The sequence below is a fragment of the Bacteroidota bacterium genome (assembly GCA_039111535.1).
Taxonomy (GTDB): Bacteria; Bacteroidota; Rhodothermia; order Rhodothermales; family JAHQVL01; genus JBCCIM01.
This window is the reverse complement of record JBCCIM010000121.1, coordinates 1-20,118: the sequence shown is the minus strand read 5'-3', so window position 1 is coordinate 20,118 and position 20,118 is coordinate 1. Positions and strand designations below refer to the sequence as shown.

15 protein-coding genes are annotated in these 20,118 nt (G+C 51.1%); 11 read left to right on the top strand and 4 right to left on the bottom strand.

Going from position 1 to position 20,118, the window contains the following annotated elements; translation table 11 throughout:
* The 7 genes from AAF564_17190 to AAF564_17160 form a co-directional block, all read left to right on the top strand.
* The coding region (locus tag AAF564_17190; GenBank protein ID MEM8487291.1) for a 50S ribosomal protein L11 methyltransferase at positions 1–217 on the top strand (217 nt) is incomplete at its 5' end.
* Between the two features lie 45 nt (positions 218–262).
* Entirely contained in the window at positions 263–1,228 is a 966-nt protein-coding gene (locus AAF564_17185; GenBank protein MEM8487290.1) for a Ppx/GppA phosphatase family protein, read from the top strand.
* Between the two features lie 176 nt (positions 1,229–1,404).
* Positions 1,405–2,508 (top strand): Mrp/NBP35 family ATP-binding protein, encoded by a 1,104-nt coding sequence (locus AAF564_17180; protein MEM8487289.1) that lies wholly within the window; start codon positions 1,405–1,407, stop codon positions 2,506–2,508.
* Between the two features lie 212 nt (positions 2,509–2,720).
* Positions 2,721–4,997, top strand: a complete 2,277-nt coding sequence (locus AAF564_17175) for a carboxypeptidase-like regulatory domain-containing protein (GenBank protein MEM8487288.1) — start codon at positions 2,721–2,723, stop codon at positions 4,995–4,997.
* Between the two features lie 11 nt (positions 4,998–5,008).
* Positions 5,009–5,980: a DUF4249 family protein gene (locus tag AAF564_17170; protein ID MEM8487287.1), complete on the top strand. Its 972-nt coding sequence runs from the start codon at positions 5,009–5,011 to the stop codon at positions 5,978–5,980.
* Positions 5,981–5,994: 14 nt separating this feature from the next.
* Positions 5,995–6,408 carry a SufE family protein gene (locus AAF564_17165; protein MEM8487286.1) on the top strand — a complete coding sequence of 138 codons (414 nt, stop codon included), beginning with the start codon at positions 5,995–5,997 and terminating at the stop codon, positions 6,406–6,408.
* A 105-nt stretch (positions 6,409–6,513) separates the two neighbouring features.
* On the top strand, positions 6,514–9,153 hold the full coding sequence (locus AAF564_17160) for an ATP-binding protein (protein ID MEM8487285.1): 2,640 nt from the start codon (positions 6,514–6,516) through the stop codon (positions 9,151–9,153).
* On the opposite strand, the gene AAF564_17155 is transcribed toward AAF564_17160, so the two are convergent.
* Entirely contained in the window at positions 9,127–9,765 is a 639-nt protein-coding gene (locus AAF564_17155; protein ID MEM8487284.1) for a CoA pyrophosphatase, read from the bottom strand. The genes AAF564_17160 and AAF564_17155 overlap by 27 nt on opposite strands.
* 143 nt (positions 9,766–9,908) lie before the next feature.
* Positions 9,909–10,682 carry a hypothetical protein gene (locus AAF564_17150; GenBank protein MEM8487283.1) on the bottom strand — a complete coding sequence of 258 codons (774 nt, stop codon included), beginning with the start codon at positions 10,680–10,682 and terminating at the stop codon, positions 9,909–9,911.
* Between the two features lie 224 nt (positions 10,683–10,906).
* Between AAF564_17150 and AAF564_17145 the strand changes: the two genes are divergently transcribed.
* Both AAF564_17145 and AAF564_17140 read left to right on the top strand, forming a co-directional pair.
* Positions 10,907–11,632 carry a response regulator transcription factor gene (locus tag AAF564_17145; GenBank protein MEM8487282.1) on the top strand — a complete coding sequence of 242 codons (726 nt, stop codon included), beginning with the start codon at positions 10,907–10,909 and terminating at the stop codon, positions 11,630–11,632.
* Positions 11,629–13,197, top strand: a complete 1,569-nt coding sequence (locus AAF564_17140; GenBank protein ID MEM8487281.1) for a HAMP domain-containing sensor histidine kinase — start codon at positions 11,629–11,631, stop codon at positions 13,195–13,197. Before AAF564_17145 ends, AAF564_17140 begins: the two co-directional genes overlap by 4 nt.
* 16 nt (positions 13,198–13,213) lie before the next feature.
* Here AAF564_17140 and AAF564_17135 read toward each other — a convergent pair whose 3' ends face one another.
* Positions 13,214–13,579 carry a hypothetical protein gene (locus AAF564_17135; GenBank protein MEM8487280.1) on the bottom strand — a complete coding sequence of 122 codons (366 nt, stop codon included), beginning with the start codon at positions 13,577–13,579 and terminating at the stop codon, positions 13,214–13,216.
* A 139-nt stretch (positions 13,580–13,718) separates the two neighbouring features.
* Positions 13,719–14,156, bottom strand: coding sequence for an Hsp20/alpha crystallin family protein (locus AAF564_17130; protein ID MEM8487279.1), 438 nt, complete (start codon positions 14,154–14,156; stop codon positions 13,719–13,721).
* A 551-nt stretch (positions 14,157–14,707) separates the two neighbouring features.
* On the opposite strand from AAF564_17130, the gene AAF564_17125 reads away from it, so the two are divergent.
* Together AAF564_17125 and AAF564_17120 are read left to right on the top strand one after the other, a co-directional pair.
* The gene (locus AAF564_17125; GenBank protein MEM8487278.1) at positions 14,708–15,916 is read left to right on the top strand and encodes a hypothetical protein; all 1,209 of its coding nucleotides are present in this window, start codon (positions 14,708–14,710) and stop codon (positions 15,914–15,916) included.
* Positions 15,917–16,181: 265 nt separating this feature from the next.
* Positions 16,182–20,087: a hypothetical protein gene (locus tag AAF564_17120; protein ID MEM8487277.1), complete on the top strand. Its 3,906-nt coding sequence runs from the start codon at positions 16,182–16,184 to the stop codon at positions 20,085–20,087.
* The last annotated feature ends 31 nt before the right edge of the window (positions 20,088–20,118 follow it).

Sequence of the window (20,118 nt, the reverse complement as noted above, 5' to 3'; positions counted from 1 at the left end):
GATTTTTGCCAATATCAACCGGAACGTACTGCTCGCGTATCTGCCTGAATTTGCGCAGAAAATTGCACCAGGTGGCCGTTTGTTTTTATCAGGTGTGTTGGTTGCCGACCATCCGATGATGGAAGAAGCTGCCCGCGCTGCCGGTTTCAACTTGTTGCAGCATGACCATGAAGGGCCCTGGTGGGCCGGCGTATTTGAGGCTACTCCTAACACATGACACGCGTGTTAGACTGGATTAATCACCGATCAAGCTGCTCCCCCTATGGCAATTCCATCAGACAATTCGCCGGCCACGATAGCAACAATAGATGTCGGCACCAACACTGCGTTGTTATTGATTTCAAAGTTTGAAGACGGGAGGCTGATTTCGCTGTACGATGAAACTCGGTTTGTCAGATTAGGGCAAGGGGTTGACAAAGATGGGTTTGTTAATGCGGCTGCGATGGACCGACTGACAAAAACCCTGGCATACTATAAAGGTGTAGCAACACAATACAACGTCGATGATATCATCATTGGTGCTACCAGTGCATCCCGCGACGCTGTGAACAAAGCCGACCTGATCGCGCATGTCCGCAATACAACCGGGTTAACCTACGACATCATATCCGGAGAGACCGAGGCGCAACTCAGCTTTGCCGGCGTAGGTGCCGGCCAGACTGTGCCGCATCCAGCCATTCTGACACTCGATATTGGCGGAGGCTCGACCGAGTTTAGCCTCGGCTTGTTTGAAAACGGGACATACAACCTGTCGCAAGCGCAAAGCCTGAATGTTGGCTCGGTGCGCCTGACGGAACGCTTCTTCAGCGCCCTGCCTCCTGATAGAGACATGTTGACACAAGCAAAAGATTGGCTCAGCAACGAGCTTGAGGCACTTTTGCCTGAATTTCAGCGCACTGCAGCTGTCTTAATTGGAGCTTCAGGCACAACAACCGTGTTGGCAATGCTCGATGCCAAACTCACCAAAGCCGACCTGAAAAACATCAGCATGCTGGGCCAGCTGTCCAGAGAGCAGGTGGGGCAGTGGTACGAGCAACTCATTCAATTGCCGGCTGAAGAGGTCCTTGCATTGGGGCCCGAGTTTATGAAAGGGCGCGAAGACGTATTTGCCGCTGGTTTATTCATTCTACACACCTGTATGACCCATCTTGACAAGCCCCAATTGCATGTAAACACCTGGGGGCTTCGACACGGACTGGCGCTCCGGTATTGGCAGCAGCAAGGCTAATTCGAGGTGCCAGTGTAAAGCGGCTGACGCGCTGCTGGAAGTCCGGTTGCAGATGGAACAATCATCGAAAGCCTCCGTCCTAGGCGACCCGTGACCTTGCGTTTTTTGCTCCAGGTCAGGCCGGTTCACAACAGCGTGAGAAGCCGGCGCCAGAGGAGCATTTATCCCATATTAACATGCCGCTAGCACCAAAAACCGTGATACAAGCCCTGCGTGGCATCACGGATCCTGCATCAGGACGAAGCATCATTAACAACGACATGATCCGCGACTTGTATGTTGCCGGAGATGCTGTTCATTTCACAGCCCTGGTTGCTGATCCTGCAGACGATTTTGCAAAGACCCTTGGTGACCAGGCTGCTGCCGCCATCGAGGATGCTACGGGTACCAAAGCGATTGTAAAGGTTCAGATTGATACCCCTATGATTGGGCTCGATACGGTTGGCGGTGGCCAGGCACCCAAACATCGGTTCAACGGAGCCAGCGTAATAGCTGTCGCATCCGGCAAAGGTGGTGTGGGCAAGAGCACGGTAACAGTGAATCTGGCTGTTGCGCTTGCGCAAGCAGGATATAGCGTCGGGTTGTTGGATACTGACATCTACGGTCCGTCGATTCCTACGATGTTTGGTGTCACAGAAGAAAAGCCGCGGGTAGACAGTAACCGAAAAATTGTCCCTATTGAAAGAGAAGGCGTCAAGCTGTTGTCTATGGGATTTCTCGCGGATCCTGAACAGGCAGTGATCTGGCGTGGACCGATGGTGTCAAATGCCATCCGCCAATTTTTGGGAGATGCCGCTTGGGGTGATCTTGACTTCTTATTGCTGGATTTGCCGCCTGGAACGGGTGATATCCAGCTGACGATTGTGCAGACAGTTGCCCTTACGGGATCAGTGATCGTTTCAACGCCACAAGAAGTTGCGCTTGCTGATGCACGGCGTGGCGTGGCAATGTTTGAAAATGTGAAGGTTCCGGTGCTGGGTATTGTAGAGAACATGGCGTATTTCACACCTCCCGATCTACCCGAGAAGAAATACCATTTGTTTGGGGAAGGGGGCGCGCGCCGGCTTGCTGAAAAACTTGATGTACCCTTCCTCGGCGAAATTCCGATCGAGCAGACCTTGCGAGAAAGCGGAGATGCCGGCACGCCTGTAGTTTCCGGAAACCGGGAGAGCGTATCTGCCCACGCATTTACTGATATTGCTGAAGCGGTGGCGCTAGAAACAGCCTTGTTAAAAGCACAAATGCCGGCACAGGAACAGGTCGAAATTGTTTATCGCTAAAATTTAATCTAAAGATTGTAACCTCGTTTTTTGGCAGCGCGTACTGGCTACGGGATTGAATGGTGGATGCCTCTTTGTTCAGGGATGCCAACCATTAGTGAAGAACTGAATTGAGCCGGTTAGATTTGCTTGCGTGTGTTGCCGGCTCGAAAAAGAACAATGAAAAAAGGGCGCTTCTTTTTTTATTGACGGTCTAATGTCTACTAGCCAACATGATTGATAAATTAGTGGTTTATTCAGGGTGGATGCTTGCTGCGCTGCTCTTGCTCTTTCTTTTTGTCCCACGTCCAGCCCTCGCCCAGGAAGGTGCATCGTTAAACGGGTTTGTTAAAGACGCTACAACGGGGGAAACGCTGTTGTTTGCCAACGTAGTTTTGTGGGATACAAATACCGGGACCGCGACCAACAATACCGGCTATTATACCCTTACAGGGCTTGCTCCAGGCACATATGAAGTTGTTTGTACCTATATCGGGTACCGGGAATTTCGTATGGAAGTTACCCTTGCTGCCGATGAGAACAGGCGACTGGATATTAATATGGTGCCCGACAATGTGGTGCTCGAAGGCGTGGAGGTTACGGCTGAAGCTGAGCTCGATGAGGAAGTCCGTAACATAGGTGTATCCCAACTGGATATACAATCGGTACAGCGGCTGCCCACAATTCTTGAGCCCGATGTGTTTCGCTCTTTACAACTGTTGCCGGGTGTTAAAGCAGCATCCGATTATTCGAGCGGCCTGTATATTAGAGGCGGGAGTCCTGATCAGACGCTAATTCTGCTCGACCGGACCACTGTATACAACCCTTCGCACTTTTTTGGCTTTTTCTCGACGTTTAATCCTGATGCCATCAAAGACGTCCGCCTGTACAAAGGTGCCTATCCTGCTGAGTTTGGTGGCCGGCTGGGGTCTGTCGTTGATATCTATAACAAAGACGGAAACCGCGTTGAAACCAAAGGTGGACTGAGCCTAGGGCTACTTGCCTCCCGTGCATATGTCGAAGGGCCATACAAAAAAGGCTCGTATATGCTGGCCGTGCGGCGCTCGACACTAGAGCCACTCCTTGCCGTTTTGCAGAATCAGGATATCGACGGCATCCCAAACAGCTTTTACTTTATCGACCTGAACGGGAAAATCAACTTTGATCTCTCGGACAATGACCGGTTCTCTGTTGCGTTTTATGGCGGAACGGATCAACTTGACCTCCCGCTTTTTGATGACGCCCGGATCGACCTGTCGTATGGCAACCGGACGCTAAGTTCAAACTGGACGCATATTTTCAACCAGCGGCTGTTCTCGAACTTTACCCTTACCTATTCCCGCTACTTCAATGAACCCAATTTCGATTTTGGGGGAACGCAGTTTAACCGAACCAACAACGTATGGGACCTATCGGCGAAAGGGGACTTTGAGTTCATCCCTAACGAAAAGCATTCGCTTGCTGTTGGGTTTTGGGGTGGTTCGTTTACCTTCCGTTTGCGGGATACCTTTGACGGAGAAGCCGGCTTGACAGAGCGCATCCGCTCTCCTTATGCAGCCGTCTATGTAGAGGAGACCTACAAGCCAAGACCAGACTTGCAGATCCAGGTGGGGCTCCGGGCCAATTACTTCGAACAGGGTGATTATTTCAGGATTGAACCTCGTGTTAGCCTGGAGCACCGTCCGAACAGCGATACGCGGCTGCAACTTGGATATGGTCGGTATAACCAGTTTTTAACCCTCATTACGAGCGAACTCTTTACGGGTTTTGACCTCTGGTTGACTACGGGAGAAGGCGTGCCGCCGGCATTTGGTGATCAGTTTGTTGCTGGCATGAAGTCTAATCTTACCGAGATGTGGGACCTCGATATCGAGGTGTACTACCGCACGATGCGCGAAATTTTCCAGCTTGATCCGTTCATCGCAGATGCGGCAGGCCTTGAATACGCAGACCTGTTCACTTTTGGTGATGGTTTTGCGTATGGCACGGAATGGTTACTCCGCAAAAATGAGGGGCGGTTAACGGGCTTTATCGGATACACGTTGGGCTATACCAAACGGCGAATTCCGGATGTCAATAACTTTGAGTTCTTCCCACCCAAGTATGACCGCCGGCACGACATCAACGTTGTGTTGAACTACGACTTGTCATCAAAATGGCGCATGACGGGCGTGTGGAATCTGGCTTCAGGTCAGGCGTATACCGAGCCAAGCGGACAGTACAAACTCATCGACAACCCTATCGGGGTAGACGTGCGGGATGTACTGATCAGTCCGTTTAACGAAGCCCGCCTACCGTCCTATCACCGGCTCGATATTGGGTTTTCCCGGTTAGGTAAGTTTTTCAAGCTAGGTGAATCCGAATTGCAGATTCAACTGGTCAACGCGTATGGTCGGCGCAACATCTGGTTCTATTTCTTCGAGTTTGAGGAAGACAACACGGTTACGCGGAATGAAATCCCGCAGATACCCGTGCCTATCCCAAACATCTCCTATACAATCCGATTTTAGGAGTTGAGCCCATGATGTACGCAAATCGTGAACAAGCATTGCCTGTTAAAATGACAACAACAAGAACTTCTTTATCTTCTTATCCGGCCGGGTTGCGGGTAATTTATAGCCTGCTGCTAGCCGTCATCGTGTTGGCTGGATGTGACTCTTCCAGCAACTTCGAAGCCCATCAGCCTGAGATTGTGCTGGAAGCTTATTTGATTTCGGGTGAACCCATCCCCAAAGTGCGTGTCAGCCAGAGTGCTTCAGCCCAGCGTGTGTATGACTTTACCCAGAACGCTATGACGGGTGCTGAAGTCATCATTACCCGGCTTGGGGATGATGGGAGCGTAGAAGAAGTCACACGGTTTACCGAAAATGAAGAACAACCCGGCCTCTACTGGCCTGCAGAAGCAAATATTGTAGTCGCCGGCGCTACCTACAGGATTGAAGTAAATCCGCGTGGGTTGCCGCGGGCTACCTCAACGACGATTGTGCCCGGCGCTTTTGAACTCGTTCGCAACAGCGCTGACACGCTCACCTACCAGGGTAGCGAGCAGTTTGAACTCGATGTGACGCGCAGTTTCTATCCGGGCCGGCAAAGTATTTTTGTGTTTTCCACCGAATCGATGAACCCAACAATTGATTTCCTTACGCCATTTTACAGGGATATTCAGGGCGACAGCGAAGAAGATCTTGCCAGCCTGCGCATCACCGAATCTCCACTGATTAATGAAGGCAACTACGACGAAAATCCTGACGGCACCCTCACCATCAAGTTGCCCTGGATCGCTGTTGCATTCTTTGGCGACAACCGGCTTACGGCGAATGCGATAGACGATAATATGTTTGATTTCCTGCGCTCCCAGTTTGTACAGCAAGGGGGATCAAACTTCTCTCCAGGTGAGATACCCAATGTGATTGATCACGTTGAAGGAGGCACGGGCGTGTTTGGTAGCCTATCCCGGTCAACCGTGGATGTGTTCATATTGCCCCCAGAATAGGCTGCTTTAACGGTATGTCATCTTTGCAAGACCTTGTTGACGCATTTGAAGCATTGTCTCCAGAAGACCGTTTGCCCTGGTTGATTGAGTTTGGCAATTCCATGCCGCAATTGCCGGCCTCATTACATGCATTGCGTGATGCCGGCGAGTACATCGTACATGAGTGTCAGGCCCCGGTTTTTCTCAAAGTGACCTGGGATGCCGACGCAATCAACATAAGGGCTGATGTCCCGCGTGAAGCACCCATCGCCCGGGGGTTTGTAGCCTTGCTGCAACAGGCTTTTAATGGCTCCACAAAAGAAATAGCAGCAACGGGCCCTGCTGATATGCTCGCAGCGCTCCAAATTCGTCCCTTACTTGGCATGCAGCGGCAGGTGGGGCTAACTGCTATTTACGCTTCTCTAATTCAACAACTGGATACACGATAAATTGCTGCAGGGCTTATGCAAGCCTGTTTAACACCGATTATTTAGACAATTTGTGTGCGCTTGCATTTCCTTAAAGAGTCCGGATTCTGTCCGTATCGTGTATCTATGAGCCCAGATGTAAAGATCGACTTGATGTGGCGTATGCTTTGTGCGCTCATGGTCTTGTTGATGCAAGCCGGTTTCTGCTGCCTCGAGTCAGGCATCGTTCGGCCGAAGAACAGCATCAATGTGGCGCTCAAGAACCTGATGGATTTTGTGATGGCAGGGATCGTTTTCCTGCTTGTTGGCTACGGTACCCTGCTTTACGGCTTCAGCTTTTCTGCCCTGGGCATATTGGATGGGGGAATAAACCTCCAAAACACAGAGGTAGGCGTTACTTTCCTGTTTCAATTCATGTTCAGTGCTACTGCGGTTACGATCATTTCGGGTGCAGTAGCCGGCCGCCTGCGCCTTACTGGTTATTTGGCGATTGTCTTTATCGTCTCCTTGATTATTTATCCTCTATTTGGGCATTGGGTATGGGGTGGGAGCATAACAGGATCAACAAAGGGGTGGTTGTATGCCCTGGGATTTATTGATTTTGCGGGGGCAACCGTTGTGCACGGCCTCGGAGGAGCAATGTCCCTGGCTGCGGTCATGCTTTTGGGCGCGCGCGAGGGCCGTTTCACGTCGAATGCGCCTATGAGTGCGGCGAATCTCCCCATGGCAGTGCTCGGCATTTTTCTGCTTTGGATGGGGTGGTTCGGTTTTAATGGCGGCTCGGCTTCGTCTTTTGGCCCTATCGTTTCGGTCGTATTGGTAAATACACTCGTGGCGAGTCTCGCTGGCGGTGCAATGGGTGTTTTGATGTCTTATCTATACCTGGGCTTCCTGAAAATCAGGTATTTCACCAACGCAATTTTGGCCGGCCTGGTTACCATAACAGCATCCTGTCACATTGCAACCCCGCTTGCATCCCTGTTAATTGGAGGCTTTGGGGCTTTTGTCGCAATCCATGTTATGCGTATGCTCGATAACATGGAAATAGACGATGCCATTGATGCATTTGCCATTCACGGCGTTGCTGGTCTTTTAGGCGCATTACTGGTTCCTTTTACCATGAACTTGCAGGTAGGGAGCCTGGCCTTTTTTGCGCAGTTGGGGGTGCAGGCCATTGGGGTTATGGCATGTCTGTTAATGGGATTTGGGGTAGGTGGGGTGCTGTTTTTAATCGTAAACTGGTTCTTGCCGTTTCGGGTTGATCTTAAGGCTGAGAGGAACGGGTTGAATATGGAAGAGCATGGTGAAAGCTCTGCATTGCGCGAATTGTGGCTCGGGATGGAAGATCACCGGTCAAACAGTTCTTACGAAGCGCTGGAAGTTATTGATGCCCACAGTGCTACAGGTCAGATTACCCGGCAATACAACCGGGTGCTATCAACAGTAATCGCACAGCAAGAAGAAGCCACTCGTTTGACCGCGATGATTCAGGAAGAACGAGATACCCTGGAATGCCGTGTTGTTGAACGAACACGCGCGCTTTCTGAAGCAAATATGGAGCTGCAACTGGCGAAAGAAGATGCAGAGGCAGCCACCGTTGCTAAATCCGAGTTTCTGGCGCGTATGAGCCATGAAATCAGAACACCGATGAATGGTGTCATCGGCATGTCGAGCTTGCTGGAAACGACCGATCTTACCAATGAACAGGAAGAGTATGTTGGCATTATCAATGCCTCAAGTAACGCGTTGATGTCCATTATTAATGATATCCTGGATTTCTCAAAAATTGAAGCCGGCAAAATTCTTATCGAAGAACACCCCTTTGATGTATACGCCTGCCTCGCAAACACAATAGACCTCTTTGCTTCTATAGCAAAAGATAAACAGCTAGCCATTTCCTATACCGTTTCACCGGAAATACCGCAATTCCTTTTGGGAGATGAAGTTCGCCTAAAGCAGGTAGTGGGCAACCTGCTCTCTAATGCCATCAAATTCACCCACGCCGGCGAGATCATGTTATCCTGTATGGGGCAGCGGCTAGACGCCAACACGATGAAGCTGACCTTCAATATTGAAGATACAGGCATCGGTATTGCACCCGAAAAAATGGATACGCTGTTCTCTGCATTCTCCCAGGCAGATGGCTCTGTGACGCGGGAATATGGCGGCACCGGGCTCGGGTTGAGTATCTGCAAAGAGTTGGTTGGCCTGATGGGGGGCGAAATTTCAGTTGAAAGCACGGAGGGGCGGGGGACCCGGTTTTCGTTTTATGTTGCATGTAAACTGGCCGAAGAGGCCGCTTCGTTTGCGGCTGCGCCGGCTTTAAAGTCGCAACGCATCCTCTTGCTGGATCCTTGCATGCATCGGAGGAAAAACCTGCAGGATACCATGGCTAGATGGGGGGTACAAACCACACCGTTTGAAGCTGAACAAGCCTTGCTGGCTTATATAAAAGCAGAAAAGGATTTTGATATCGTTTTAGTTAAAACACGGCCTGTCTTTGCGCGCACCCAGACGCTGGTCCAACTTATGACCGCCTATATCTCAGACCAGTCAATCGTGCTGGTTTCTGATTTTGGACAGAAGGATACACTCGACGAGCGGATTGGTGCAACAACGGTGTCAAGTCCTGTTCACCCGCGCCAGCTACACGCAGCCCTGGTTCAAGCTGTTGAGCAAGCTACTGACGATACCCGTGACGTTCGTTCTGCGACGCCAAGCCCAGTAGAGCCCAGCCGTTTAGCGGATGGTAAAGAGGTGGAGTAGTTCTGCCAGCATCATCGCCGTTGCCCCCCAGATGGTTTCCTGTTCGTATGCGTAGTAAGGGATGGTCATCTGCTGTCCCCTTAGCGTCCATATTTCTTCTTTCTGGATTGCAGGGTCAGCGAGGTTGTGTAACGGGACTTTCAGGATGCGTTCAACTTCTGTATCCTGCGGGACAAGGGCTGTTGGCATCTGGTGGAGTGCGCCGAGGAATGGAAATACGCAGAAATTGGACACGTCAATATAGAGCGGGCTCAGCGCACCAAGCATATCGATGTCGTGTGGAGGTAATCCAATTTCTTCTTCTGTTTCACGGAGCGCTGTTTCAGGCAAGCTTTCATCCGCTTCCTGTTTACCGCCGGGGAAGGAGATCTGGCCGGCGTGTTTACTCAGGGTCTCTTTACGCTTTGTAAGCAGGATACCCGTTGCATTTTCAAGCGGGAAGAGTAGCGCAAGTACAGCAGCCTGCCGGCAAGGTTTGCCTTTGATGCTAATGGAATCTGGCGCGGCGCGTGCCGCCGGCGCCATGTTCAAGTGGGCTTCAAGCCCTGGCAGGCCTCGCTGCAGCCGGTTGCGCAAAAAGCTAATCTGGTCGGGAAAAGGTTTGCTGATCATATCGCCGCATGGTACGATGTATCGGCTTCCTGGTGCCGCCGACCAAACAAAAAATCAAATAAAAAAGAGTATACAAGGCATGCTTGCATACTCCTTAATACTGTATTGCTCAGGCTTCTGGGCGTCGGCGCTAGAACGAAGCGCTACCGGAAGCTGTAGTTTGTGTATTCCCCACGAACGTCGAAGAACCGTGTTGAAATCCGGTTTCTGCGGCGGGACTGCACTTTCCCATCAAATCTGCGTTTCACGGGAACGTCAATGCCCCGAACACGCTTATAGTCAGTCACAACTTCAATGGAGGAACGGCGGTCTGCCATTACAGCGCGTGAGCGGGTAAGGTACCCAACTTCCTGGTGAACCCAGAGCGTTACGCGTTGATAAGGCACGTTGCCACGATTTGGTACCATTTCTATGCGCCAGTGCATTGCACCGTTAATGCGTTCTTCTTTGGCATTGCCTGAAGGTCGCATCTGGTCAAACAATTGCAAGGGCAGCGCAGGATCTTCAACAATGGAAGCGAATTGCTCACTGAGCAAGCTGCGCCACTGGTCGATCATGGTATTCCAGTTAGATTTGGGTAATGATTCTCCGTCACTTCGGAATCCGGTAACGTCGTTTTGCCAGCTATTGCTGCTGGCGTAACCAGACACATTCATATCAACCGTTGAACTCCAGGTACCTCCGGGGCCGTCAAATCGGGAATCCAGCCTGTTCCGTAGAGAGATGCGTTGGATGCGTTGACTGTTCTGACGCTGTAGAGAGCGCCAGGCTTGGAAGAGCACACGGGCATCCGTACGATTCTTAGAACGTGCCTCAGAAATCATTTGGCCCTGGCTGAACTGCTGTGCTTGTGCAGGAGGAGATATGCACCACAGTACGCTCAGGCAAATAAGAAATATGGAGAGGCGTATCATCATAAGTTACTTTAATAAATTACAGCGATGGATTATATGCATTTGGAGGCGCCAGAGGTGTCACGGAATTATCACGGTTTTTCGGTTTTTTGCTGATACAGTGTGTTGTGAGGACATAACTAGTATATTGTCAGCATCGCTTATCACAACAAACGACTATCATATCAGTTAAATCGTCTCATTTTGACATCTTTGTAATTGTTATAGATTGATTATTTAGAAAAACTATGCAGGAACCCCGAATTTTACTTGTTGAGGATGATGCAGAGCTAAGAACACTTGTGGAGGGGCGGCTAAGAGAGTCAGGATACAATATTCGGACCGCAGCTACCGGGACTGAAGCGCTCGAACGTGTGGAAGAGCAAGTACCTAACCTGGTTCTACTGGATGTTATGCTTCCCGAACTCGATGGTCTCGAGGTTTGCCGGCGTCTAAGAGCCAAATACCCACTTCTGTACATCATTATGCTAACTGCACGTGCCGACGAACTCGACCGCGTGGTCGGATTAGAAGTGGGTGCAGATGATTATGTAACAAAACCGTTTAGTTTGCAAGAGCTTGTGGCGCGTGTACGTGCCGCCCTTAGGCGCATGCGTCTCACAGCCGAGCAAAAACCGGAAGTGGAAAACGAAGACGAAGAGTCTGTTCTCTCGTTTGATGATCTGCAAATCGACCCGCTCCGGCGCGAAGTTCGACGCAATGGCGAACTAATTCGCCTCACCGTGCGTGAATTTGATTTGCTGCTTTTTCTGGCGCGCAACGCAGATCGACCGTTTACCCGCACCCAGTTACTGGGCAAGGTTTGGGAAATTCAGTACGAAGGATACGACCGTACCGTTGATTCCCACGTCCAGCGGCTCCGCGCTAAAATCGAAGACGATGCTGGCAACCCCCGCTACATTCGTACCGTCTGGGGTGTCGGCTACAAGTTCCAGGCTGAATTAGAAGGATGACAAGAGAAGAGCACGAAGTTGACTCGGGGATATCCCCGTGGTTTAGCCTCTCTCGATCTGCATTTTGGAAAGTTGCAGGAATTCTGATTGGTATTCAGGTGGCTACCGGCTTGCTGGCCGTAGCCCTGAGTGCCATATTTGCCTACGATCGTAGCCTCGATCTGGTGGAAAAGGCGCTTCAGGTAAGAATTGACGTCCTTGCGACCGAAATCGAAACGCGTGCCTTCCCCCCCGGTGGTGGTGCTGAGATGGTCTTTTCGCTCAACGATCTACCTCCGCCATTGGTCATCGACCTGAGTACGCGTTTCCCTGATCCAATCACGCTGCTTGATGCAAACGGCAGGGTAATTCGAACCATTCAACCCGATCCGGACGAATTCAAAGGTGCCCTTAAACCAAGTCCGCTGGTGGTAAATACCCCGAGCCATATTGGTGAAGAGCTGAAAAAAGACAGGGTAACGGTGTACACAGATCGGAGGGAAACGGAGGGTGGTATTACCTACGGTGTTGCCCCGATTTATGATGGTGGTGGGACCCGCATCGGCGGAGTGCTTATCCAGCCGCTTACCAACCTGATCGACCAGGAATTACTTGGGACTTACCGGGCATTCTATTCTGCCGTGCGGTACGTGATTATTCTGTCGCTGGTCACTGCGCTGATCATTGGTGGCTTTTTTACGTGGCGCATTGTAAAACCGCTACGTGACATGATGCAGCAGGTTGAAAGTATTGGTGCCGGCGACTATTCAGCGCGTGTAACTACCGAGTCTGAAGACGAGCTTGGCCGGCTTGCCAAAGCCATCAACCTGATGGCTGAAGACGTTGAGCACAGCATGGATGCGCTGCGCCAAACCGACAAATTGCGCCGGCAAATGATCGCCAACTTTGGCCACGATCTCCGGACGCCGCTGGCAGCCTTGCTTGGCTATCTTGAAGAAACCAACCGCTACCTCGAAGGCGGACACCGGGATTCTGCCCTTGAGTCTGTAAATACCGCTGAACGGCAGGGCAAGTACCTGCAAAAACTAATCGGCGACCTGTTTGAACTCAGCTTGCTCGATAGTGCCCACGCCCCGCTGCGCAAAGAACCGATTCCGCTTGCTGAATTGCTGTCAGATGCTGCAAATACGCACCGGCAGGCCCTGGCAAAAGATGATATCGGGTTCGAACTGGATTTGCCCCAGTCGTTGCCAATGATCGAAGGGGATGGGGTGCGTCTATTGCGTGTGCTCGATAACCTCATGTCTAACGCAAGAAACCATACGCCGGCCGGTGGCACCGTAAGCCTCCATGCAGGGGTAACCGATGCGGGGATTCGTATTGCAGTTTCTGACACCGGATGCGGCATTGATGCTGATGATTTACAGCACATCTTCGACCGCTACTACAGCGGTTCAGGCCCTCGTACGCGTCGGAAAAGAGGTACGGGGCTTGGTTTGCCCATCAGTTGGGCCATTGCCCGCGCACACGGTGGCAGCTTAACGGCCGAAAGTGAAGTTGGCGTAGGTAGCTCTTTCATTTTGCAACTTCCTTTCACAATCACTGAGCACGAGCCCGTGGTTTAGCTGTTCAGGCAACCCCTTACTTTTTCTTTGGCGCCTCCTTCTTTTTGGCCGGCGCCTTCTTTTTTGGAGGTAAAGATTGTACATACGCATGACTCTCGGCAAGGCAAGCTGAGAGCAATGCCATATTATCGTACAGCGACTCAGGGATAAGCACATATCCTTGCATAAAAGCGCCATGCGACTTGAAACGTGTCGTGTTATGCGTTTCCATGAACTTCTCTCCTGAAGCTTTGGAAAGCCGAATGCCGATCTCTCCAGCTTTGTTTAGCATGCTGAACATGTACCCGTTTGCAGAGGTGTAGGGCATGGTTTTGCCCTTTCGTTCCAGTTCAGGACGGGTGGCTACCAGTTTGTCGTAGATCGCAAGTTTTTCTTCCCACATAGCAGTGTTGATTCAATGATTGCCGGCCGCAATGCTAGAAAGAACGCATAAAATTGCGGGTTGTGCAACCAGCCTGAGGGTCATAAAAAAGGGCTGCGCATGGTATACGCAGCCCTTCAACGATGAGGAGGAAGTACCGTTACGACACTTTCACCTTGATAGGTTTAACTTCTTCAGCTTTAAGCAACGTGACGGTTAATACACCGTCTTTGTAAGCTGCGCTGATTTTGTCGGTCTGAATTGCATTTGGGATCTTGAAAGACCGCTCAAACCCACCACTTCTGCGCTCTAGGCGCAAAAAGTTTTGCCCTTCACCCGCTACGGCTTCTTCGCGGGTGCCTGAAACCGTGAGCACGCCATCCTGAAAATTGATGGTGATGTCTTTTTTGTTCATTCCAGGCAGGTCAAAAGCCAGCATATACCCATCTTCAGATTCACTTAAATCGACGTTGGGCGTCCAGTTGTTTTGGGCGCCGTGGTTGGTGCGAGGCACGTGCCGGGCGGGGAAGAAGTCGTTGAAAATGCGATCGAATTCGTGTTGCATACGGTTGGGTGAGAAACGGATTACGTTGTTCATTTATGAATACCTAAATGTTTGTTTATAAATAGCTTATGTGCTGTGAAATTCGTTGTGCAGACGAGCCATTTATTTACAACCGATGTGCCATTTGCCAAAAGCAGACAGAACGGCAACCTCGCAGGATCCAGGGTCTGTAGATTTGTCGGAGGCGCTGTAATTCTGTCAACCTCCGAAATGATAAGTTGACAGGGCGTATGCAAGTTGTCAGCAGGCAAACTGCAGATTTGTCATATAAAGCAGCGCGCGGGGCTCTAAAAGAGCAACTCTGTGGGTAAAGATGTGTCTTCGTGGGTGGTGTAAGACCAAATTGCTCAAAGAAAGAAAGAAAAAAGCTGCACTTTTTTGTGCAAAGCGTTAAATTTCATAAGTTTCTGCCCCTTTGAATAAACGTCAAAGGGGTTGAAACCACATAGCAATCGTTTTTATACTGCAAAGCTATGGTTTAATGCGATTGATTAATTAAATCGTAAAAGATTAGAGATGTATCGGCTTAACATCCGACATATCGATCATACAGTAATCACTTATTGCCGGAGGGCAACACAACAATGAACAAGCAACTATGTCTTTTAAGCAGTGTGCTCCTCGTTGGGATACTGCTGCTAGGCGCAGGATGCGGTGGAGACCCCAACGTTGAAGGTGCAAAACTGGCACTTACGTTGGAAGATGTCGATTACGACGACTACCTCCAGAAACTTGATGAAAGTATCGCTGCAGATCCCACAAACGCTGAAGCCTTTCTGGTAAAAGGTAAACTCCTTCAGAAGCAGGCCAGCGAAGTACGCGATGCAGATCAGCATATTGGATTGGTTAACCGCATGGTTGAAGCTTACAACGGTGCGTTGGCACTTCAGCCAGACAATGCAGAAGCTCTCCAGAAGCTCAGAGAAGCTTATGTTGGCGAGTTTCAGCTTGGCATCCAGGCGTTTAATCGCGGCCGTGAAGATGAGGCTGCCTACGAAGAAGCTGTCAAGTTTTTCCAGAGCACGTCTTTTATCCAGCCAGATTCTAGCGGGCCTTACGTAAACCAGGCTTATGCCCTGATTAACGCCGGCCGCCAGGATGACGCTGTTACGCCTTTCGAAATGGCTATCGAGAAAGGGGAGCGCGAAGCAGATACCTACCTGCTGCTTTCCAACATCTACCAGAGTAAAGATGAGCTTGGCAAAGCTATTGCACTATTGGAAGAATCTCGTGAACTGTTTCCAGAGCGCGAAGACCTGCAGTCACAGCTGCTCAACGCATACATCGCAGATGGCCAGATGGATCGTGCCATGCAGGACTATGCTGCTGCTGTTGAGCGGGAGCCAGACAACAAACTGTACCGCTACAACTTTGGCACCCTGTTGCTCGAAGCTGAGAAGTACGATGAGTCTGCTGAGCAGTTTGCCGCTGCTATCGATATCGATCCTACGTATGGCGTTGCCCACTACAACCTGGGTGCTTCTTACGTGAACAAAGCGGTTGAGATCAATGAAGAGATCACCGTAATCGACGATGAACTGCGTGCCAACCGCTCTGACTACTCAAGCGACCAGATCAAGGAAGCTGAAGGTAAACTGGATATGCTTACTGAAGAACGCAAAAGCTATTTTCAGCGTGCTATTACGCCGCTTGAAGAAGCTAGAAAGCTCTTCGAAGCTGCTGGTGATGACGCAAGTGGGGTATGTACTGCCCTCTTCCAGTCATATGTCCAGACGGGCGACGATGATAATGCTGAAGGCGCTGCTGCCTGTGCAGGTATCGACCTGAATTAAGCAATCGAGCTTCTTGTTTTTTAGGCCCTGGCGTTTGCGTCAGGGCCTTTTTTGTTTACCCAGTTTTTTAGACGCTATGGGTATGGTACCTGGGTCTACCTGCACTACAGTTCTGGGGGCGCTTATAAAAAAAATTGAATGTTGATTGCGGGTTTTGCGTTTGCTTCACGCATGTGCTAGAGAATGGCGTATCCATCAGTTGCTTTCTCTATTACCGATTTCCTGCCGGCCACCCGACGCAGGAGGTCATGCTCATCTTGCAGACATGCCCAAGATCCGACTCAACCTATCCACCTTGCGCACCCGTTGCCTGCCCACAATCAAGCGGCATACAACGCCTTCTGAGCTTCTGAGCAAAGAAGCAACCATCGTACTGAATCGTCGCGAAATGCTCGGTACAATGGCCGCACTGGGAGCGATGCCCGTTGTTAAGTCCATCGGGACTACCGTGCTAGGTGCGGTTACCATGAAAGCGTCAAGAGGCCGCGTTGCGTTTAGCATGCGGGGCAAAGACCGATGGGTTATCGATACAAAACAGTTTGGAGGGACGCCTCGCCTGGCTATTGATCGGGCAGAAAACGCAGTTACCATTCGCTTGCAAGGTGCACTTTTCCCGGGGACCGGGTTGCCGGCTGATTTTAGCTGCACGCTATCGCCTGCCGTCAAAGGGTGGACGATGCAGCTTGTTATGGCAAACGGGTTTCAGAATGAAGGTCCGTTTGAGCCCTGGCTCCTGCAACTCAGGAAAGCACAGGCTAAAGCATCTTTTAACCACCGCTTGAAAGGCATGCAGGGGCAGCACCTGATGCAGCTCAAGGGCAAGGCTACTGTGACCTTCTGGCCCGATTGGACGATGCAGCTGCACCGGCGTAATCTGGCTAAAATCTACTTGCCTGAGGGTGTGCTAAAGGCTGATCGGGTTGCTATCCGTTTGGCCGGCAGTGATATGCCTTCGCTGTTCCAGCAAACTGTAAAACGCCGTACAGTACTTGAAGCAGAGCGAGGCGAACACACATGGGACATAACGCCAGTCCTTACAAAAGCCAGTGACTGGGATTTTGCAGCTGATACCAATGCGTTTGGCCGGGTAAAACTGGAAACCGGGCAGTCTCAGCGCGGCCGCCTGTACCAGGGTGTTGTACTGGAAGGGACGGATGAAGCAGGAAAGCTACGGGTCAAACCCGCACCGGACTTGCAAGAATTTGATGGGGCACCGGTTAGCTTGCCGTTGCGCAATCCCATCTATGCGCAGACTTTTTCGCCTGCCGGCAGCCATGCTGCATTGCGCGCCTCTTTTGGCACAGCACCAACCTGGATCCACCTCGGACAGCATAGTTTGTTGGTTGGTGACGATGACAACAGACCCTCGTTCGAAATGGTTGCGCAAGATGGCAAATTGGAGCAGCTATCTTGTACGCCGGCGCTTCTGGGCACCCTTGTGCCACCGAAAAACGCTGATGTCATTGTACACCCAATAGCTTCCGCACCAGGCACCCGGATTGCCTTCTCGACGGCTCAACGGGTAAAGTTGGAAGAAGCATCGGGTAACCTGGTCCACGTGAAGGCGGGTACGTTGGCTGCAAAGCCGCAACTACTGCTCGCGGATCTGAAAGTACAAATGATTCGCCCCGAAGATTTCCTGACCCTGGGTTTTGAGTTCTACAACATTCAGCTGGAAGACGGAGGAGACGATGCGTTGGATTTTGTTGCGCCCGGAGCAGGAGGAGAAAGCATACAGGGACCGAAGTTGATTGCTGGCGGCAATGCCTACATGGTTGTGCATTTTCCGCCCCAACACATTTTGGAAGAAGTATTTCCGGAAACAGAAGACGATACCGTTACCCCAAAGCCGCCGCCTGTAAATGCCATGCTGGCCGGGCAAAGCCGGATTGCATTTAAGGTGCCAGCCGGAACAGTAATTCCTTATTCCCTTGAAGGGTTGCTTGAAGCCTGTGAGACGCTTCAAATGAATTTGGCGGCCAATGCCAAAGCACCTGAAATTGAACTCAATGTGGGTATTCTAGGGGGAATAAGTGGCGGGAGTCTTGGCAGTTTTGCAGGTACACCCAGAGAGCAGGTGCCGGCCGTACGCGGTGCGATCAAGGCATTGCGTGCGCAAAACAACACGACGATCAATCAGCAACTGAATCAGCGCTTTGGTCAGGAGGTTGGGGTAATACGTCGAGCTCCAGCTAACACTGAAGAGCGCAGCGCTACGCGCGCGCAGCGCCTTATCGGGGAGCACAGGGACCAGTTGGTGGCACAGACTTCACCGCTTGCCAAAGCTGTTATCAGGGCATCCGAGGTGGCGGCCGGCGCCCATCAGGCGGGTAATTTTACCGCAGCGGGCGTTGTGAACCAGGTTGTAAACGTTAATCCTGTGCCCAAGCCACCGTCGCCTATCGAAACGGCTATTGAGGCCCCGTTCCGGATGTACCTCTCGCCGAATGAGTACGCCGGCTGGACCCACGCAAAATTGCCCAAGTCGTCAGAGCAAACAGGCCGCACAGAGTTATGGCATTCTCGCATGGGGATTCGGTACAAAGGAGAAATTAGCGAAGAAGACTTTGACATGAAGTCGCTCCGCGCAATTTGGGCGGATGATTATAACCCTGATCCTGGAAATAACAATCAGGGCAGCGGTATTGGATTTGCTACTTCTCTGTCAGCGTCGAATAGGACGCAAATTGTAGAGCTTAGTGCTAACTTTGCCATCCCAAATTATGAGCCGAAGCCGGTAAAAGCTCGCCAGCTTATGTTAAGTAGTTTAGGGGCCTGGTTGCATGTTCGAGGTGCCTGGGAGCCGCCTGACGGACTTTCGGTGTCTGAGTGGGTTAACCGTGGGACGTTGGGTAGGGACCACTACGTAAAAGTAGTCAATGAGGGCGTTTTGTTTCCTTTTGGCAATGCGGCTGCAAAAGTTGAAATTACTGAGCGAAAATTCCAATCACATCCCAATGATAACAATGCGCGGGTAGCATACCTCCGCAAAAGGGAATTCATTATTGTACGCCAGCCAGAAATTGTTTGTGGCATGTTGGGGAGTGCGGCTGAGCAGCGGCAAATGCCTTTCAAGCGCGTGGAGTTGGTCACAACCATTACCTCTTTGCTCGACCCGACGTCCGACACCGTATTCTGGCCTCAGGTGAACGGCATTGACTTCCTTTTCAATGTGAAGATGGAGGACCTTGCTGGCGAAGTGCACGACGTCACAATGCCACTGGCTTTTATACAGAAAGATGTTGTCGATGCTGTGGCGGCTGGGAGTGATGAAGGCAGTGTTGGGACTGGACTGAGAATGAAAGCGCTGCGCGAGGGATATACCAATGGTGACGGCAATCGTAATAATCATGTGATGGGGGGGCAGGCAGTAACCTATACGCCGGCTGCCATTCCGGGCGACACCATTTTTGAAACCGTTGATTTTGATTTTGAGGTCAAGCAAGTAACAGCGCGGCCATTTTTTGCGCCTGTTGTGAGCCGGGCCAATCTTGTGGTGCCGGCTGTTAAACATCTTCTCGGCGACAATGCACCCGACGGTGCTACACCCGTTTCTTTTGCAGCTGCGTACCTCAACAATGGATTCTCACCGAGCAACCAGGGCGAAGTGTTTTTTGATTTCCTGGAAGATCTCGGGCTCGATTTTGATGGCAAGGGGGAGCAGAGCGGCGGGCTCATCAAGCCGAATATGGATGTTAAAGCTTTTTCCCGCAAAACAGGCCCTGTTGGCGGGAAGGCTGATACATTTTCGGGCGGCCAGTTTAATCCGGAAGAATTTTTCAGCTCTGACGGCGCTGCTGTACCAGTGCCGATGCTTTTTGGTGTCGTCAAGCTATGGGATATCATTGAGGCCGTTGGGCTAGACGATCTCGACAAAATCCCCAAAGTGGTTACCGAAGCCCTGGATGTTGTTGAGTTCTTCCTGAAAGACGCTGCCTATTTTGAGGATGCGTTGCAGGCCCAATTACAGAATGCCGGCGTAAACCAGGTCACTGCACTGGTCAATGACTTCAAGGCCATCATGGATGCCATCGAGAATGGTGACATCAACGCGCTGCCTGATCCGATAACGCAGTTTGAAGATCTCCTGCTTGCACGCGACGTACAAGCACACACGCGCGCGCCCCCACGGCCACAGCAACAACCAGCACAGAGCCGTGCAAGGCGTTGAGGTACAATCTCGTTTTCCCTCTCTCTCTTCT

What these genes read in the sequence shown, in the direction of transcription:
- AAF564_17145 (MEM8487282.1), top strand. Translation starts at nt 10,907, where the DNA reads ATGCAGGAACCCCGAATTTTACTTGTTGAGGATGATGCAGAGCTAAGA.
- AAF564_17165 (MEM8487286.1), top strand. Translation starts at nt 5,995, where the DNA reads ATGTCATCTTTGCAAGACCTTGTTGACGCATTTGAAGCATTGTCTCCA.
- AAF564_17185 (MEM8487290.1), top strand. Translation starts at nt 263, where the DNA reads ATGGCAATTCCATCAGACAATTCGCCGGCCACGATAGCAACAATAGAT.
- AAF564_17135 (MEM8487280.1), bottom strand. Translation starts at nt 13,579, where the DNA reads ATGTGGGAAGAAAAACTTGCGATCTACGACAAACTGGTAGCCACCCGT.
- AAF564_17120 (MEM8487277.1), top strand. Translation starts at nt 16,182, where the DNA reads ATGCCCAAGATCCGACTCAACCTATCCACCTTGCGCACCCGTTGCCTG.
- AAF564_17160 (MEM8487285.1), top strand. Translation starts at nt 6,514, where the DNA reads ATGAGCCCAGATGTAAAGATCGACTTGATGTGGCGTATGCTTTGTGCG.
- AAF564_17125 (MEM8487278.1), top strand. Translation starts at nt 14,708, where the DNA reads ATGAACAAGCAACTATGTCTTTTAAGCAGTGTGCTCCTCGTTGGGATA.
- AAF564_17150 (MEM8487283.1), bottom strand. Translation starts at nt 10,682, where the DNA reads ATGATGATACGCCTCTCCATATTTCTTATTTGCCTGAGCGTACTGTGG.
- AAF564_17180 (MEM8487289.1), top strand. Translation starts at nt 1,405, where the DNA reads ATGCCGCTAGCACCAAAAACCGTGATACAAGCCCTGCGTGGCATCACG.
- AAF564_17140 (MEM8487281.1), top strand. Translation starts at nt 11,629, where the DNA reads ATGACAAGAGAAGAGCACGAAGTTGACTCGGGGATATCCCCGTGGTTT.
- AAF564_17170 (MEM8487287.1), top strand. Translation starts at nt 5,009, where the DNA reads ATGATGTACGCAAATCGTGAACAAGCATTGCCTGTTAAAATGACAACA.
- AAF564_17175 (MEM8487288.1), top strand. Translation starts at nt 2,721, where the DNA reads ATGATTGATAAATTAGTGGTTTATTCAGGGTGGATGCTTGCTGCGCTG.
- AAF564_17155 (MEM8487284.1), bottom strand. Translation starts at nt 9,765, where the DNA reads ATGATCAGCAAACCTTTTCCCGACCAGATTAGCTTTTTGCGCAACCGG.
- AAF564_17130 (MEM8487279.1), bottom strand. Translation starts at nt 14,156, where the DNA reads ATGAACAACGTAATCCGTTTCTCACCCAACCGTATGCAACACGAATTC.